Here is a 15,815-nt window from a genome sequence, read left to right as displayed (position 1 = left end):
TGTGACCGCATCGGCCTTGAATTTACCCGGAAACGCCAAGCAGCGAGCAGGGGGTGTCCCTGCTGGTAGCGTCCGCGCAGATGGTGTAATTTCGGAGGCGCATTGAGGTGGAAACGGCGGTGGAGAATGGGCTGCCGTATTCGTTGAGCGCAAGGTGGGCACCGGGCCTGTCGGAGAAGGTGGAGTTGCAAAGCTTCAACCAGACCGAAAGGAACCCCGATGACCGACGATAGATTACCCCTTGCCGAGCTTGCCGCGAAGAGCGGCGACAGTGATTTTCTGCGAGCGATTGCCGAAAGCGTGCTGCAACTGATCATGGAAGCCGACGTTGACGGTCTGATCGGCGCTGGCCGCTATGAACGTGGTGACGGCCGCCAGACATGGCGCAACGGCTACCGCGACCGCTCGCTCGACACCCGGCTCGGCACGCTGAACCTGAAGATACCGAAGATGCGGCAGGGAGCCTACTTTCCCGGCTTCCTGGAGCCGAGGAAGATGGTGGAGAAGGCGCTGGTCGCCGTGATCCAGGAGGCGTGGATCAACGGTGTCTCGACGCGCAAGGTCGATGAACTGGTGCAGGCGATGGGCATGACGGGCATCTCCAAATCCTCCGTTTCCAAGCTCTGCAAGGACATCGACGAGCGGGTGAACGCCTTCCTCAAGCGCCCCCTTTCCGGCGACTGGCCATATCTATGGCTCGACGCCACCTATCTGAAGGTGCGCGAGGGCGGGCGCATTGTATCGGTGGCGGCGATAATCGCGGTGGCAGTCAACACGGACGGGAAAAGGGAAATCGTCGGCCTGCATATCGGCCCCTCCGAAGCCGAGCCGTTCTGGACGAGCTTCCTGCGCGATCTGGTGCGCCGGGGCCTCACCGGCGTCAAACTGGTGATCTCCGATGCTCATGAAGGGCTGAAGGCCGCCATCACCCGCATCCTCAGCGCGACATGGCAAAGGTGCCGCGTTCATGCAATGCGCAACGCGCTGGCCTACGTTCCCAAGGGCCAGCACACCATGGTCGCCGCCGCGATCCGCCAGGCCTTCATCCAGCCCGACCATGACAATGCCGTCCAGACCTGGCGGCATGTCGCCGACCAGCTCCGCGTCAGATGGCCCAGGCTCGGCACCTTCATGGACAACGCCGAGGCCGACGTGCTGGCCTACATGGCCTTCCCCGCGCAGCACCGCACGAAATTACATTCGACGAATCCGCTGGAGCGGCTGAACAAGGAGGTGAAGCGCCGCGCCGATGTCGTCGGCATCTTTCCCAACGAGGACAGCATCGTCCGGCTCATCGGCGCGGTCCTGCTCGAAGCCAACGACGAATGGCAGCTGCTCAGCCGATACATGCAGGTCGAGGCGATGGCCGAGCTGAATCCATCGACAGTCGAGGAGGAAACCACACTTCAAATTACACCCAGAGCCGCCTGATCATGACGGCCCGGAACCACACCCGAAATTACACCAACTTGACGGACGCGGCCGTCCCTGCTCGCTGCTCAGGTACTCACGAGAGTGGTTAAGCCTTACGCTTACATCATCGTAGGCTTACAATCACTTGCGGATGACGACTCTCACAGAGCCTTGCGCAATATAATCAACTGGTCGATCTGCTCGTTGTGAAGGGTAACATAGAACAGCAGGACGAGTGGGTCGGGAAGGCCGAATCCTTCGAAACTTCCCTTAACCTCGGCTGTGAGGATTACACCAGCGGGCCGTTGCCGGACATCTGACACCGAGATGTTCATGTTCATTCCGATGACGTCTCGCCTGCTCCAGTCCTCGATGGAACATTTTCCTTGAAACTCTTCGAATTGGTCGTTCACGACCGCGCTTTCGGCGAATTGCTCCAACATTTGGACGACGTCATTGTTGTTCACAGCCTGAAGGAAAGCTATGACCGCCGGGGGCAGTGCCCAAGAAGTGGCTGGTTCACACCGCGCTTCGGAAAGTTGCGACTTCATTAATCGTGGCTCCTCGGAAACAATTTGCCTCGATCATACCCGCGGAAGAGGCGGTTGGCATGTTAAGAACCGTTGGTTTCCGTTAAGAGCTGAGTGAACCGAACGCCATGATCACGTCTGTACACGCTTCTTTCCATCCGTGACAGAAGATAGCGATGGCGTCGGCACAAGCTGCCGCCATACGGGTATTTATGGAGACGCGAAAACACCGAAAGATCCGCTGAACCCTTTATTTCTCTGGGGTTTCGTCCGGAAGGACATTATTCACAATGGCTTTGATCCATTCTGCGTCGATCGGAGCATACGGTATCAACATCCTGTAGTAGAACGCGCCGAACAGCAAATCGAGGATGACTTCCCCCCTTTCGCGGCCCAGACCCGCCGTCATTATTGCTTTCAAACCCTCTTCCCGACGCGGGTGTATCCAGCTCTCCCAGAAAGCTAGACGTAGCTCGGTATTGGACTGAGCCGCTCCAATCAGATGGCACAGGAGCTCCCTACGCTTGCTATCGAGAGCAGCGGCAAGGTCCATCAGCGCGTAGATCAAGGTCTGGCGCAGCGTTTCGCCGTGGCGGTAGGCGATCAGAGGATGGAGATCCGCAAGAAAAGCATCCATGACGAGATGTGGCGCGCTGGGCCAGCGCCGATACAGCGTTGTTTTTGCGATTCCTGACTGTGAAGCGACGCCTTCCATCGTGACTTTTTCCGCGCCCAGTTCCCGCGCCAGGCGTAATGCCGTGCCGCGAGCTTCTTCGCTGATTTCCTCCCTGCGCGGTCGGCCTGATTGTTTAGTCTCTCCCACAGTTACCCTCGTCAAATCCATCTGAACCCACTTTATCGGTAATCGACGGTTTCGCAACGGCACGTATCGATTTTATATTGCTTCGATACGTATCGTATTGTATCTTCCGATGATGCTGGAGACCATGAGTATGATCGGACAATCCGTCGTCAAATGGGATGCCTATGACAAAGCGCGTGGCACATTTTGCTATCCATCAGATTTGTCTCTGCCAGGCATGCTTCACGTCAAGGTTCTACGAAGTCCTCGCCCGCACGCGCGGCTGGCTGCAATCGAAGTGAAGGATGCGCTTTCTTCGGCGGGAGTGGTTTGTGTCCTTACCGCTCGCGACATTCCGGGCATCAACAGGTTTGGTCTCGTAACCCCTGATCAGCCGGTGCTGTGTGAAGAAATTGTTCGTTTCTGTGGAGACGCAGTTGCGATCGTAGCGGCCGAAACTGAAGCGCAGGCGCGGACAGCGCTGGCTAAAATTGACGTCAAATATGTCGATCTCCCACCACTTTTCGATCCGCGAAAAGCGCTCAATGCTGATGCGCCTCATATTCATGAAGGCGGAAATCTCTGTTCGGAACTGCGCCTTGGATTCGGGGATGTTCCAGCAATACTGGCCGCTTCGGCGTATGTGGTGAAAATTGCCTACGCTACTGGCCGCCAAGAACATGCCTATCTGGAAACAGAGGCAGGCATCGCATTCTACGACGAACAGGGCAGGGTCTGTATCACATGCGGAGGACAGAACCCCTTTGCAGACAGGTTACAGCTGGCGATGATCCTAGATCTGCCGGAGGATCGGATTTGGGTGAAGCACCCGCCCATGGGCGGCGCGTTCGGAGGGAAGGAGGATCTCAATGTCCAGGCAGTTCTCGCGCTTGTCTTGAGGCACACAGGTCGTCCGGCCAGCATGATGTACGATAGGAGTGAAAGCATCGCGTTTTCGGTGAAGCGCCATCGATTTGAAGTTGAAGTGGAGGTTGGGGCCGACGCTGCAGGCAATCTCACCGCGTTCCGAGCTGATATCCTGGTGGACACCGGAGCATACCGTACTCTCGGACCCAGCGTTCTGACACTTGCTGCGGAACATGCGCCGGGACCGTATAGGTTCGCTGCCTCGGAGGTAAGCGGACGGGTCGTGCATACGAATAATGGGAACGCATCCGCTTTTCGCGGTTTCGGCAATCCGCAGGTCATCCTCGGCATAGAACAGGCGATGGACGAGTTGGCCGGAAAACTGGGGTGGGACCCGCTTGAGTTTCGTTGCCACAACCTCTTGAAGAAGGGTGATCGTGCAGGCGCAGGCCATATCGTCACCTCGGACGTGAGCCTACATGCTTTGGCCAAACGAGCACGCGAAAGCGTTCTTCGTACCCCGCCAGAGACCAACGGAAGCGTCCGGCGCGCAACCGGGTTTGCATTTGTATGGCAGGGTTTTGGGCTTGGGCCGGGCGTCGAGCAAGGTTCCACGGTGTCCATCCGGCGGGACAAGGACGGCGGCTTTATTCTCGACTGCTCCGCCCCCGATCTGGGAGAAGGCAATTTAACGGCGTTCATACAGATTGCGGCCGACACGCTCGGGTGCCAGCTCAATGCGGTTCGGTTGAAAAACGGTTCGACCGACGAAATGAATGCGTGGTCTACCAACGCCTCGAGATCCGTTGCGGTGACCGGGAGTGCGGTCTTATTGGCTGCGCGTGCCGTTCGGACACGGATCGACGCGGGCGAGAACGGAGAGGTAGAAGAAACGGCCCATTACTCGCCTGATCTGCGTCAGAGCCTTGTTATCGGAGCGCCGCACATCGACTACGCCTATGGCATCCAGTTGGTTCGCATTGCACTCGATACGGTCACAGGAGCAGTAACAGTTGAGGAGGCGGAGACCTATCTCGATCCCGGCCAGGTGATCAATCCCGATGGTGTCAGTGGGCAGGTCGAGGGTGGCTTCGCACAAGGTCTGGGCTTCGCGCTATTCGAAGAACTTGCGCTTCAGGGCGGAATGGTGCTGAACGACCGCCTTTCAAGTTATATCATTCCAACGATCCGGGACGTGCCCTCGAAATTGCGCACGTTTCTGCACAGTACGCCGAGCCACTCTAATCCGCTTGGAGTACGCGGTATCGCCGAGGTTGGTTTGACGCCCGTAGCTGCGGCCACTGCGAACGCTTTGGCCTCTCTAACCGGTCGGCGTTTCGAAGTGTTTCCTGTCCGTCCCGAAGCCCTCCTTCCTTTCGCGAGAGGAGAGAGGCCATGACAATGTTTACGGTCAATGGCGTCGTTCATGAAACGCACGAAGGCAATCAAACTCTATTGGAGGTGCTGCGAAACGAGCTTGGTCTTAGCGGTGCCAAACTTGGCTGTGGCGAAGGAGAATGCGGGGCTTGCACGGTACTACTGGATGGCAAGCCTATATGCGCCTGTCTTCAGTTGGCATCGTCGACTCAAGGACACGATGTCCGAACAGTGGAGTTTGTGGCTGAAACCGAAATTGGCCGAGATGTGGTGCATGCGATGGTCACAGCTGGCGCAGTCCAGTGCGGATTTTGCACGCCCGGAATCGTTGTCGCTGCGGCAGGGCAGTTGGCACTCGGTCTGCCTGACAGTTTGGATGCCGCTCTTGAAGGTAATCTCTGTCGCTGCACCGGCTATGCCAAGATTCGCCAAGCACTTGAGACGATCCCGGCCGAACGGAAGACGCCCCAGGTGATCACGACCAGGCGGGACATGCAGCTTACTTACGCGCTTTCCCGATTGGCCGCCGACTCCGGCACTATACCGATTGCCGGTGGAACCGACCTCTTGGTTAGGCACGAGCATGATCTTGTCGATAAAAGGTTTCTCGACCTTACTAGACTTGATGAACCCGGTTTGGCCGTCATTCGGTGTTCCGATCAGGGATTGGTGATCGGTCCGCTCGTCACGTGGACCGATATCCTGTGCAACGGAGACGTGATGCGGGAAGCGCCGTTGCTCGTCGAAGCCGCACGCACTGTCGCCAGCGCCCAAGTTCGCAATGTGGGTACATTAGCTGGGAACATCGCGACGGCCTCGCCCGCAGGTGATGGTCTGGTCGCGCTGAGTGCGCTGGGCGCAGAATTGGAAATTTGCCATCAAGCGTATCAGCGCCGCGAGTCCCTCGCTGATTTTGTCACCGGGCCGGGCCGCACGTCGCTCCGCCCAGGGGAGTTGATCACGGGAATCATGATTTCGCGTCAGCCTCGTGGTGCGGACGTTCGCCAGTTCTTCCGGAAGGTTGGACCCAGACGTGCTCAGGCCATCTCTAAAGTCTCTTTGGGAATGGTGGTGAAAATAGAGAATGGCATCATCCAGTACCTGCGACTGTCCTTTGGTGCTGTGGGACCGAGACCGATGACGTGCCCGACAACCACGAGCTTTCTCGTGGGCAAGGCCATCAACCAACCCAACCTAGAACGCGCGAGCGAATTTCTCGTCAAGGAGATTTCTCCGATCAACGATCACCGCTCGACTGAAATCTATAGACGCGAAGTTGCAGTCCGACTGCTTTCGGACGCTCTGCTGCAATTTGCCTGAAGGAACTTCTCATGCGTATCTGCGTGTTCACCGGATCAAGTTTTGGTCGATCGGAGGCTTACCGGAACTCTGCCGTGAGCTTGGGCCGGACAATTGCGCGAAAAAGTCTCGGGTTAGTTTACGGCGGTGCTTCTGTCGGCTTGATGGGGGCCGTCGCCGACGCTGCGCTCAACGAAGGCGGTGAGGTCATTGGCGTCTTGCCCCGAAAGCTTGCAAATCAGGAAGTGGGACATCGCGGATTGACCAGGCTGCATTTGGTTGACTCAATGCACGAGAGGAAGGCGATGATAGCCGACCTGTCAGATGGTTTCGCAGTCTTGCCCGGTGGGATAGGTACGCTGGAGGAAGCCTTTGAAGTGTGGACATGGTCACAGCTGGGCTTCCACAGCAAATCGGTCGGCCTGCTAAACGTAGACGGGTTCTTCGATGGATTGAACGGTTTTCTGGACAATCTTGTAACCGAGCATTTTCTAAAGTCTGTTCACCGAGGAATCCTACTCTGCGAATCTTCTCCGGAAATGTTGATCGATAAGCTCACGACTACGCGCGTCCCAGTCGCTCCCAAATGGATTGAAATGTCGGAAGTGCGGTAGTCCTATGCGGGGCTATTTCCCTCCACGCGGGCTCACGAAGCATCCGCTGCTGGACGTGATCCTGCTGATACTCGGCATTTAAGGCTTGCGTCGCTGAGTATAGCGAGCGGGTCGCTCCCCACACATGATTGCCGACCAGGGAGCTGGTCTTGCGGCCGAGATACTCCTCGCCTGAGGCGGTCTCTCCCCGGGAAGCGAGTTCTGCCTCGATTGCGAGGGTGTCAGTATGACGACCGTGTTCGCGAGTTCGCTCCAAAGCTGGGGGAGTCGACAGCCCCGAGCGATCTTTGAAGGCCATCGGCTGTGCTACTTGCGCCGAGGCGGGCGAAGGCGTGCTAGTTGTGCAGTAAGACAGGAGGAGGCAGACAAGTCCCGTCAGTGCGCCAGATGGTTTGAGACTCACGTTTCTTCCACGTTGTTCCCCGACCGTACCCTGACATTCTGTTGTTTTGAGTCACGCGGGGCGTAGTGGATTAAGCGGTTGTCGTCCACGACATGAATTGTAGGCGATCGGTTGGAAAAGGCCGCCCCTCCGAAAGGGGCGGCCTGCGGAGCTTCTCCGCTGCTTCGGATTGGGAGGGGCATGACCGAAGCGTGTCGCCTTGCAGGTTTGGGAGGAGGGGAGGCGACGATTGAAAACTACCGCAGGTAGGATCTTCAGGGCAGCTATACTTGAGTTTGCTAAGGCGTGCTGGACTAATGAGGTAGACTGAAGCACCACGAAAGTTTTCACTATGATAGTGCCATAGGGGAGGCCGTGTGCGGGCAAAAGAGGGATTGCCCTCGAATGGCGCGAGCACAGCCACGCAGCCGCCCGGTCACTCTTCGAAAGGAGCTTCGAGCACCATGTCCACTGCAGACGGCGCTGAATACTCTGCGACGTAACGGTGACCGAAGTCTGCTAGAAAGCTACCGTAACTGGCTCCTGGAGCGCTCTCGACTATGTGGCAGAAGCAGCGGATCATCTTTTGCTTCATTTTAAGGCGCGGAAAGAACTTTATGATCGATTGTATCTCAGCCGCAGGAATGACTTCATACTGGAAGCCCACCACGTCCAGTCCTATTCCCGCCGTGCAAAGGGCCACCTCAGATTCCTTAAACAAGCCAATCGAAGGCGTCGAGTTCAGGGCTACGCTGTCCCAGATCAGCTGGGCGCGGCGGGTGTCTAGTCCATTGTCGATCGCAAACGCGCGAGCCAGATCAGCCGCTTCTACCTCAAACCTCCGCGGTCCCACGAAACTCTCGTTCAATGTTATGTCGTGCAAAAGGGAGCCCAACGCCACGACCTCCCTGTCATGCTCAATGCCTTGAATGTCAGCTATCCTGACAGCGAACAGCCACGAGCGCACAACGTGGTTGAACAGGTAAGGTTCATATCGTCTGCGCGCGTATTCGAACGCCATTTGAACGATGTCGGTCGCCGGAACGGTGACACCGGCAATGGTTTGAAAACTGGATGAATTCACGGTCTTGCCTTTGATCTTATGGTCGCGTTGAAGTGGTGTGAGCAGGAACGGAGGCGCGATGACCATCCCGATGCCAATGCTTGTCGCGGAGTGGCCATATGTCCGGCAGATCCTCGACAGCCACTTTGATCATAGGTCGAGAAAGAAGGGGCTATAACTATACGTAAGGCTGGTATCGAGCGGACTGATCTATCAAGTCATCCATGTCCCGTCTGAGTGGCAAGTTTTGCCGGATCCACTGTTCCGGCAATGCGCGAACAGAGTGTTACTATACGTATATCTATCGGAGCCCTCCAGTAGCGCTTACCTTCGCCGACGGGTTGGATGGCCTTGGTACGCATCAGCATTGATAGGCGTTTCCAACTCTTGACCAACCAACAGCAAAGGATACGGTCATGTTTTGGATTGAATGGGCTCTGATCGCCGCGCTGATGACAACGGCTATACTGGCTGGCGTGGAGGCGTATATGAATCGGCTTCATGTCCCAGTGCCGGTAAAGGCAAAGAAGGACTCCTTGCCTAAAAATTGAAGCCAATGCCGATGCTAGAGCACGTCCGGGGATCGATGAATCGATTGTGATGTGACGTACTGGCTGGTTTCTGCTTCAACATGCGTTTTGGCGGAGGTTGATGATGGCCAGAGCGCTCAGCAAGGAGTTGCGGTTACGTGTCTTGAAGGCTGCTGACGAAGGGGCATCGGCCCGTCAGGCGGCAGCACGTTTTGGGGTTGGAATATCGAGCGCCATCCGCTGGATCGCGCGGGCGAGAACCGGGGAACGGATGCCGCGCCCCCAAGGCCGTCGTCGTGGTTCGAGCCTCGACGGATATGCAGACTTCATCGTCGGGATGATCGAGGAACGCAAGGACATTACATTGAACGAGATGGTCGAGCGTCTCGATACGGAGCGCTCGATGCACATCGGTCGAAGCGCCTTGAGTGACTGGCTGCGCGGGCGCGGCTGGACATTCAAAAAAAGTCCGCACATGCACTGGAGCAGGACCGCCCCGACATCGTGAAGCGCCGACGCGCCTGGTTCGACGGCCAGCCCGATCTCGATCCGGCGAAACTGGTCTTCATCGACGAGACCGGCCTGTCGACCAAGATGGCGCGCCTGCGCGGCCGTGCGCCCTGCGGTGAGCGCTGTCGGGCCGGTGTGCCGCACGGCCATTGGAAAACCACCACCTTCACGGGCGCACTCAGACTGTCCGGCATGACCGCGCCGTTCGTCTACGACGGTGCGATGAACGGCAACGTGTTCCGCGCCTATGTCGAGCAGGTGTTGGCTCCGTCCCTTGCGCATGGCGACGTCGTCATCATGGATAATCTACCCGCCCATAAGGCCGCCGGTGCGCGCGACGCCATCGAAGCGGCAGGCGCGAGCCTGCTCTACCTGCCGCCTTACAGTCCCGACTTCAACCCCATCGAGAACGCATTCGCAAAGCTCAAGGCGTTGATGCGGGCAAGGGCCGAACGAACCATCTCCGCTCTCTGGAACGCCGCCAGTTCCATCGTCGAGCTCTTCACCCCCGCCGAATGCGCAAACTACTTCAGGGCCGCTGGATATGAACCGGATTAAACCGGACGTGCTCTAGACGCAAATCGTCCAGCCTCACACAAGATGTCTGTCGCACTGGAACAATGCCAACAAAAAAGGGAGATTCCATGCGCGTCGGATCAGCTTCCGAAATTCACCAGCTTTTTATGCCTCGGACCAAATCGAAAGATGCTCCGGTACCCCCCGAAGAGCAGGCGAGTTCGATACCACGGGTCAGTGGGGGAACTCCCGTCAACGATGAGGTAGTAGCCGCTTTCCTCGCCAAGTTGGCGGAGAGCAACTTCAACCGCGACGACACCAACGGTGATGGAATTGTCTCGCGGCAGGAGTACATCGACAACAAGATGGAGCGCCGACCGAACGGCTACCAGCCGCAGATCGAAGATGTCCAAAAGACGTGGAACGAGCTCGACAAGGACGGGAAGGGCCAACTGAACGAGCAGGAGTACACTCAAGCCTTTGCCTCGGTCTTCCGCGTGACCCGTGGAACGATCGAGAAGCCGATTGGCTGAACAAACCAGCGCCAGCGTCAGCCGTCGAGTGATGCGACGCTGGACTGCACTGTTATTCCGCTTCGGAGGGCAGCCGGTTTTACCTGGGGTCTCGTCGACAAAGATGATGTCCGCCGTTCTGATGAATGCGACTTCAATCAAGAACCCCATTCACTCATCTGAGTTCTAGCTTTTGAAGCCAGAGGGCCCTATCTGATTTAGTTGAACGCGCCCGCCAAGGACCCTAGCGGCGCTTTGCATCAGCTGGGCGTACGACCGCCAGTTGACGCCGTCTGCCCTATTTACCATTGCGATGAGTGGGTCTTTCAGGAGTTCGTCAACTGTGAGTTCAAGGGACGGGAGCACTTTATTGCGACATGCGGATGGTTCCTTTCTTGTCCTGGCTGGGCGGGGAAGAGCATCTGACGCTTTTTCGATGTGACCTTCTTCGCCGAGGCGGTCGATGCTTGAGGCCCGGCTAAGACTGGTAACGTTCAACTGTTCAAGACCGTTCGATTTCGCGAAGGAAGTCGCCATTCCTGACAGATCGTATCTTCTTTTCTTGTGAGCCTCGGCATGCATCGGAGAGATTTTAGTGGCCTGTTCGTGTGTGGCGGGCGCAGACATAGGCATCCTCTTGCAGAAGAAATGAAGGTTGGAGGCGGGGCGCTAGCCCTGCGGTCTGTCAGCCATAATGTTTAACACCGAGACAAAAGCGCACCAGCATACTTGCGTACACCTATGAAGGTTCTGAGCCTCTCTCGGATCAGGCAATCTGCTTGGCGTGCAAGTATCGCTGCGGCGTCATCAGATTGGGCGGTGGTGAAGTTGAGGCAGAGTTCTAGAAACCGCATCAATCGCAATCGCCTCTTGGACGGCCTCTAAAGCGGGGAGTTCTCCTGTCTGTGCATACGAGGCGAGTGGCCGTAATGCTGCCTGAACCTCGCGCTGAACGCGCTCTCGGAACTGAACCCGAGGCCGTTTGCGATGTTGCCGATCGCTTGGCTGCCTCGTCGCAGAGCGCGGCTCGCAAGCTGCATCCTCAGCTCCGAGAGGTACTCGATCGGAGATGTGCCGATGAGGGTCTTGAATCGCAGGGCGAAGTTAGCTCGCGACATGCCCGCAATGTTGGCAAGCTGAACAAGCGTCCATTGCTTGCCTGGTTCAGAATGAAGCGCGGTCAGGGCCCTGTCGATTCGAGGATCGCGAAGCGCCGCGGGCCAGCCGGATCCGATGCGCTGGTTAGCAGTCAAAAATGCTCGAAAGCCTTCCACTATAAGCACGTGCAACAAATGGGAGCGAATAGAAGTCGACCCAGCCAAGGGGTGTTCAATCTCTCCGGCGAGCTTATCGATCAACCACGCGATAGAATTGGAGCCAGGTGTGTCGGCCGGAATGTGAATGAGCGTAGGAAGATCCTGCAAAAGTGGCCGCGCTAAGCTCTCGTCTATGGTCATTTTGCCTCCGATGACGAGTAACTCCTCAGATAGTCCGTACTTGGCGACTCCCTGTGACACGTTCGCAAAAACTGCAGAAGCAAGGTCGGGCTCGCGATCCAAGTCACTGGCCATAACAAAAGAAACGGATCGGGTAAGGATAAAGCAGTCACCCTGCTGCAGCAGGAGCCCTTCCTGCATATCGGCAGTCTTGAGCCATGCCACGCCTTTAACAATCGCGTTGAACTTGAGACCTTCAAATGATGGGGTCAGAACCGACCAGTTCCCGCCTGCGCTCAGTCCGACAGAAACATAGGACTTCGCTTCAAGCAAATCCAGGATGTTGGAAAGGGAGTCGTTCATCAGACGATTACGATAATTTTTAAGACTGAACCGCGTTGATCGTCTCACATGCCCGATCTAATGTCCAGTCGAGAGTATAGATAGAGCGAGGACAGCAATGGTGAACTTGAAACAGGCACCAATACACAGTGGTTTTGGAGCTGCGACGACTGCCAGAGAGGTAGCCAAAGGTATCGATCTTTCCGGTAAGACGGCAATCGTGACCGGTGGGTACTCCGGGTTGGGCCTGGAAACGGCCCGGGTACTGTCAGAAGCGGGGGCCACCGTCGTCATTCCCGCACGAGACACCGCGAGAGCGCTAGCTTCGGTGGCAAACATCGAAAACACCGAAGTAGATGAGCTCGATCTGATGAACGCGGCCTCGATCGAGACCTTTGCTGAGCGGTTTTTGGCATCGGGAAGGCCGCTCGATATCCTCATCAACAGTGCAGGGATCATGGCAACTCCGCTGATGCGCGATAGTCGCGCGTACGAAGCGCAGTTCTCCACCAATCACCTTGGTCATTTCCATCTGACCAAGAAACTATGGCCAGCCCTAGCAGATGCCCATGGCTCCAGGGTCGTAAGTGTTTCGTCCGGGGGGCACCAAATTGCTCCAGTCAGTTTCGACGACATCAACTTTGAACGGCGGCCCTACGATAAGTGGATAGCCTATGGCCAATCGAAGACCGCGAACGTGCTTTTTGCCGTCGCTCTAGACAAACGAGGCGAAGCACAAGGAATAAGAGCTTTCGCCCTTCATCCCGGCACGGTCCTTGGCCCCTTGGCTCGTCATCTCACTGAAGACGAGATCGAGGCGTTCAATGTCTACGATGACCAGGGCAAGGTGATCGTTGCGCCGGAGCGGGATCTCAAGAACGTAGAGCAAGGAGCCGCCACCGCCGTTTGGTGCGCGACAAGTCCACTCCTTGCTGGTCTCGGAGGTGTTTATTGCGAGAATTGCGATGTCGCATCGGTGACGCCCGAGGACGGCTCGTCACGCTTTGGCGTTAATAAATGGGCCATCGACGACACCGTTGCAGAAAGACTTTGGACTGTCAGCGAAAGGATGATCGGTACAAATCGTTAAATGAGAATGTGACTGCCGATACGTCAGACCCTAAGCGAACCTTGTGGTCGTGGCTGTACCGAGTAGATCGCGAGGCCGATTTTATCTTGTCACTCCGCCTCAACGAAGGCGGATGTGACGACGGGCAACATTCATCTGCAATTCGTGGCGTGACGCATATCGACCGAGTAGTCGTATCAACCGCTTTTCCTGGGTTTCGTCAATTCCTACCCGAATGCAATATTCGGCGACGTCCCACATATCCTGCACTTGTGATTTTTCGGATTCTTTATCTGACATTGAAAGCATCAGCCGACTTAAGTGGCCCCTGTGGCGTTCGGTTCGCAGCGCTCACGGTCGCATCCATTCACGATCTTTGTCTTCTTTTAGGATGGACCGCCGCAAATTGCGATCTTGCTAGCGGGCCATAGTTCATTGTCTTGAAGTGTCGTTCAGTAGGGCCGCTCGGGTGACCTAGTCACGAGAGCGGCCAACCACCATCGGCGACTAGCTTCTTCTTTAGCGATCGCTCAAGTGCGATCGATGGCTGAGTTTCAGCGAACGATCGGGCTGAATGAGGTAGGTCTCGCGGTAGCGGTTACCTCCGCTGATGAACTCGTGGTTAACGATGCTTCCAACCGGTGCTTTCTGAAGTCTCGAATGCGGTTGACCATTATAGGTGATGCTGCCGGGGATAGGCTCGAGTGCCGAAGCAGAAGTTGCCGACAACCCGACGAAGGCGAGTATGCTGATGAGGTTTTTCATTTTCCGTGTCTCCTGAATGGCTGGAGGTATTTCCTGCCTTGACGAGAAGACTATCGTACGGAGAGAGGCTGTTTCCGAGTTATACAAGGGCTTAGCTATACCAAAGCACTGCCTGATGTGAGTGCCACCTTCTCGAGAAAAAGCTGAACAAAGTCCGTGAAGCAGTGGTGACCCTCGTTTTTAGCCGCTGACCTGAGCCCCTGAACTTCCTCCAAATTTTGGTAGAGTCCGTCGCAACAGGAGACGGACGGAATGAAGCGTGCACGGTTTCAGCTTGGCATTCTCATCTTCAAGAGCCTTCAGGCGTTTGGCCTTCGGCACGTCCATGCCGCCATACTTCGAGCGTCACTTGTAGACGGTCGCGTCGCTGACGCCGTGTTTGCGGCACAGCTCAACGGCCGACAAACCGGCTTGGTGCTCCTTCAAAATGCCAATGATCTGCTCGTCGCTGAAACGGGATCGCTTCATTCTCTATCTCCATCTCCGCAGAACAGAATAACCTCAAACCGAGGACATTCCAGGGGAGCATGTCACTGGCTTCGATATGCGTCTCCCGTCGGAGGCTTGCGCCATTTGCTACACGATGTCGATTTTCATCAGCACCAACGTATAGTTTACCTTACCACACAGAGTGAACTAGCTTTTCGAAAATGGTCAGACTGGCTCTCAGTTCTCCTTTGATGCGATGCCCGGTTGGAAGAGCCAAGGAGGGCTTCTAGCCGCAAATTGCTGACGAGACGGCGAAATGCCTCATAGGAAAGGGAAGGGCATGCGCATCATAATTGTGGTGATGGTCGCCTCTGTCCTCAGCATTCTGGTGTTCAAGTATGTCGATCACTCAATAGGCGCAGACCTACTTTTTCATGAGATACGGTACCCGGAAACGACCATCGATGGGTGACGACGCTCAAGTTCCGAAGGACTCGCGATGTACCGGATAATCAAGGCGGAAACACCAACTATCCCGCGAATCTGCCTCTCAGAGCTCTTCGCTTATGGGGGGAAACCTACTCTAGATGCCTGGAGCTACAACCGCGCGGGCGGTAACGCCATGATGGCTTCAAATAACTCATTCAAGCCCTTAAGCCCGGCTTTGAAGTCCGTTGAGAAATATACTCACTATCGACTGCGCCATTCTCTCGGTCTCGCTGGGACTCAGAGGTGGACGCAAGCCGAGAACAACTTGCAAGTGGATATTGTCGCGCAACATTCCCGCAAATTGATCGGCGACCATCTTGCAATCGTCAACGTCAATTTCACCACGCTTCTTTGCCTCCTCCAGAACCTCGGCGAGGCGGAAGGCGGCGCGACCCGGACCACGATCATAGAAGGCTTTCGCCAACTCCGGGAACCGCAAGGCCTCGGCCATGATCGCACGATATACGCCGATCATCGGCGGCGACATATAGACCTCAACAAGCCTTCGTGCGAATTCCAGCATAGTCTCCCGCAAATTACGGCCACCGATTTCTTCGACAGCCAGCGCGGCGAGTGCTTTATCTGCTCCCTCAGAAACAAGAGCGGTGAACAGCCCCTCCTTATTTCCAAACTCACTATAGATGGTTCGTTTCGAGCCCCCAACTCGTTCGATAATGGCGTCCATGCTCGTAGCTGCATAGCCTTGCTCGAAGAAGACTGTGGCAGCGGCTTGCAGGATTGCCGTCCTCCGTTCTGCGGCAGACAATCTCTTGCCCCTGTATGCATCCATTCTGTTCATCCTTCTGAGAGCCTCTTGACTGGTACGGTACGTTACCGTATTTGTCAACGGTAACAACCAGTACCAAGCGG

Annotated in this window: 14 protein-coding genes and 1 pseudogene; 8 read left to right on the top strand and 7 right to left on the bottom strand. The window is 56.3% G+C overall.

The window, feature by feature from the left end:
* Positions 1–219 precede the first annotated feature (219 nt).
* Positions 220–1,431: an IS256 family transposase gene (locus ACZ5TO_RS09785; RefSeq protein WP_064329943.1), complete on the top strand. Its 1,212-nt coding sequence runs from the start codon at positions 220–222 to the stop codon at positions 1,429–1,431.
* A gap of 143 nt (positions 1,432–1,574) precedes the next feature.
* Here the strand turns inward: ACZ5TO_RS09785 and ACZ5TO_RS09780 are convergent, their stop codons facing one another.
* Positions 1,575–1,964, bottom strand: coding sequence for a hypothetical protein (locus tag ACZ5TO_RS09780; RefSeq protein WP_464797930.1), 390 nt, complete (start codon positions 1,962–1,964; stop codon positions 1,575–1,577).
* A gap of 229 nt (positions 1,965–2,193) precedes the next feature.
* Complete coding sequence (locus tag ACZ5TO_RS09775; protein WP_464797929.1) at positions 2,194–2,787, bottom strand: TetR/AcrR family transcriptional regulator; 594 nt, start codon at positions 2,785–2,787, stop codon at positions 2,194–2,196.
* A gap of 103 nt (positions 2,788–2,890) precedes the next feature.
* Between ACZ5TO_RS09775 and ACZ5TO_RS09770 the strand changes: the two genes are divergently transcribed.
* Genes ACZ5TO_RS09770 through ACZ5TO_RS09760 form a run of 3 tightly spaced genes read left to right on the top strand, consistent with a single transcriptional unit; the run spans position 2,891 to position 6,902 of the window.
* The gene (locus tag ACZ5TO_RS09770) at positions 2,891–5,011 is read left to right on the top strand and encodes a xanthine dehydrogenase family protein molybdopterin-binding subunit (RefSeq protein WP_464797928.1); all 2,121 of its coding nucleotides are present in this window, start codon (positions 2,891–2,893) and stop codon (positions 5,009–5,011) included.
* On the top strand, positions 5,008–6,309 hold the full coding sequence (locus tag ACZ5TO_RS09765; RefSeq protein ID WP_464797927.1) for an FAD binding domain-containing protein: 1,302 nt from the start codon (positions 5,008–5,010) through the stop codon (positions 6,307–6,309). Before ACZ5TO_RS09770 ends, ACZ5TO_RS09765 begins: the two co-directional genes overlap by 4 nt.
* A gap of 11 nt (positions 6,310–6,320) precedes the next feature.
* Positions 6,321–6,902: an LOG family protein gene (locus ACZ5TO_RS09760; RefSeq protein WP_464797926.1), complete on the top strand. Its 582-nt coding sequence runs from the start codon at positions 6,321–6,323 to the stop codon at positions 6,900–6,902.
* An 818-nt stretch (positions 6,903–7,720) separates the two neighbouring features.
* Here the strand turns inward: ACZ5TO_RS09760 and ACZ5TO_RS09755 are convergent.
* The gene (locus tag ACZ5TO_RS09755) at positions 7,721–8,434 is read right to left on the bottom strand and encodes an HD domain-containing protein (RefSeq protein WP_464797925.1); all 714 of its coding nucleotides are present in this window, start codon (positions 8,432–8,434) and stop codon (positions 7,721–7,723) included.
* A gap of 329 nt (positions 8,435–8,763) precedes the next feature.
* On the opposite strand from ACZ5TO_RS09755, the gene ACZ5TO_RS09750 reads away from it, so the two are divergent.
* The 3 genes from ACZ5TO_RS09750 to ACZ5TO_RS09740 all read left to right on the top strand — a co-directional run bounded on the left by ACZ5TO_RS09750 (position 8,764) and on the right by ACZ5TO_RS09740 (position 10,436).
* Positions 8,764–8,898 (top strand): hypothetical protein, encoded by a 135-nt coding sequence (locus ACZ5TO_RS09750; protein WP_464797924.1) that lies wholly within the window; start codon positions 8,764–8,766, stop codon positions 8,896–8,898.
* Between the two features lie 103 nt (positions 8,899–9,001).
* A protein-coding gene (locus ACZ5TO_RS09745) for an IS630 family transposase (protein ID WP_464797923.1) occupies positions 9,002–9,945 on the top strand; the annotation gives its coding sequence in 2 pieces (ribosomal slippage) (positions 9,002–9,338 and positions 9,338–9,945; 945 coding nt in all).
* A gap of 86 nt (positions 9,946–10,031) precedes the next feature.
* Positions 10,032–10,436 (top strand): EF-hand domain-containing protein, encoded by a 405-nt coding sequence (locus ACZ5TO_RS09740; protein ID WP_464797922.1) that lies wholly within the window; start codon positions 10,032–10,034, stop codon positions 10,434–10,436.
* An 860-nt stretch (positions 10,437–11,296) separates the two neighbouring features.
* Here the strand turns inward: ACZ5TO_RS09740 and ACZ5TO_RS09735 are convergent.
* Positions 11,297–12,214 (bottom strand): AraC family transcriptional regulator, encoded by a 918-nt coding sequence (locus ACZ5TO_RS09735; protein WP_464797921.1) that lies wholly within the window; start codon positions 12,212–12,214, stop codon positions 11,297–11,299.
* A gap of 100 nt (positions 12,215–12,314) precedes the next feature.
* Between ACZ5TO_RS09735 and ACZ5TO_RS09730 the strand changes: the two genes are divergently transcribed.
* Entirely contained in the window at positions 12,315–13,283 is a 969-nt protein-coding gene (locus tag ACZ5TO_RS09730) for an oxidoreductase (protein ID WP_464800370.1), read from the top strand.
* Between the two features lie 498 nt (positions 13,284–13,781).
* On the opposite strand, the gene ACZ5TO_RS09725 is transcribed toward ACZ5TO_RS09730, so the two are convergent.
* The 3 genes and pseudogenes from ACZ5TO_RS09725 to ACZ5TO_RS09715 form a co-directional block, all read right to left on the bottom strand.
* Positions 13,782–14,027, bottom strand: a complete 246-nt coding sequence (locus ACZ5TO_RS09725; protein ID WP_464797920.1) for a hypothetical protein — start codon at positions 14,025–14,027, stop codon at positions 13,782–13,784.
* 267 nt (positions 14,028–14,294) lie between these two features.
* Positions 14,295–14,495: pseudogene (locus tag ACZ5TO_RS09720) on the bottom strand (transposase); the annotation flags it as partial.
* A 613-nt stretch (positions 14,496–15,108) separates the two neighbouring features.
* A complete protein-coding gene (locus ACZ5TO_RS09715) occupies positions 15,109–15,735 on the bottom strand; it encodes a TetR/AcrR family transcriptional regulator (protein WP_464797919.1) in 627 nt (208 codons plus the stop codon).
* Between the last annotated feature and the right edge of the window lie 80 nt (positions 15,736–15,815).

It is taken from the genome of Shinella sp. Sh6 (genome assembly GCF_055392685.1).
The sequence above is the reverse complement of the archived record's forward strand: the minus strand, read 5'-3'. Positions and strand labels throughout refer to the sequence as shown.

Coding starts and splice junctions, on each gene's coding strand:
- ACZ5TO_RS09740 (WP_464797922.1), top strand. CDS start 10,032: ATGCGCGTCGGATCAGCTTCCGAAATTCACCAGCTTTTTATGCCTCGG.
- ACZ5TO_RS09780 (WP_464797930.1), bottom strand. CDS start 1,964: ATGAAGTCGCAACTTTCCGAAGCGCGGTGTGAACCAGCCACTTCTTGG.
- ACZ5TO_RS09735 (WP_464797921.1), bottom strand. CDS start 12,214: ATGAACGACTCCCTTTCCAACATCCTGGATTTGCTTGAAGCGAAGTCC.
- ACZ5TO_RS09785 (WP_064329943.1), top strand. CDS start 220: ATGACCGACGATAGATTACCCCTTGCCGAGCTTGCCGCGAAGAGCGGC.
- ACZ5TO_RS09775 (WP_464797929.1), bottom strand. CDS start 2,787: ATGGATTTGACGAGGGTAACTGTGGGAGAGACTAAACAATCAGGCCGA.
- ACZ5TO_RS09750 (WP_464797924.1), top strand. CDS start 8,764: ATGTTTTGGATTGAATGGGCTCTGATCGCCGCGCTGATGACAACGGCT.
- ACZ5TO_RS09760 (WP_464797926.1), top strand. CDS start 6,321: ATGCGTATCTGCGTGTTCACCGGATCAAGTTTTGGTCGATCGGAGGCT.
- ACZ5TO_RS09725 (WP_464797920.1), bottom strand. CDS start 14,027: ATGAAAAACCTCATCAGCATACTCGCCTTCGTCGGGTTGTCGGCAACT.
- ACZ5TO_RS09770 (WP_464797928.1), top strand. CDS start 2,891: ATGAGTATGATCGGACAATCCGTCGTCAAATGGGATGCCTATGACAAA.
- ACZ5TO_RS09765 (WP_464797927.1), top strand. CDS start 5,008: ATGACAATGTTTACGGTCAATGGCGTCGTTCATGAAACGCACGAAGGC.
- ACZ5TO_RS09715 (WP_464797919.1), bottom strand. CDS start 15,735: ATGGATGCATACAGGGGCAAGAGATTGTCTGCCGCAGAACGGAGGACG.
- ACZ5TO_RS09755 (WP_464797925.1), bottom strand. CDS start 8,434: ATGGTCATCGCGCCTCCGTTCCTGCTCACACCACTTCAACGCGACCAT.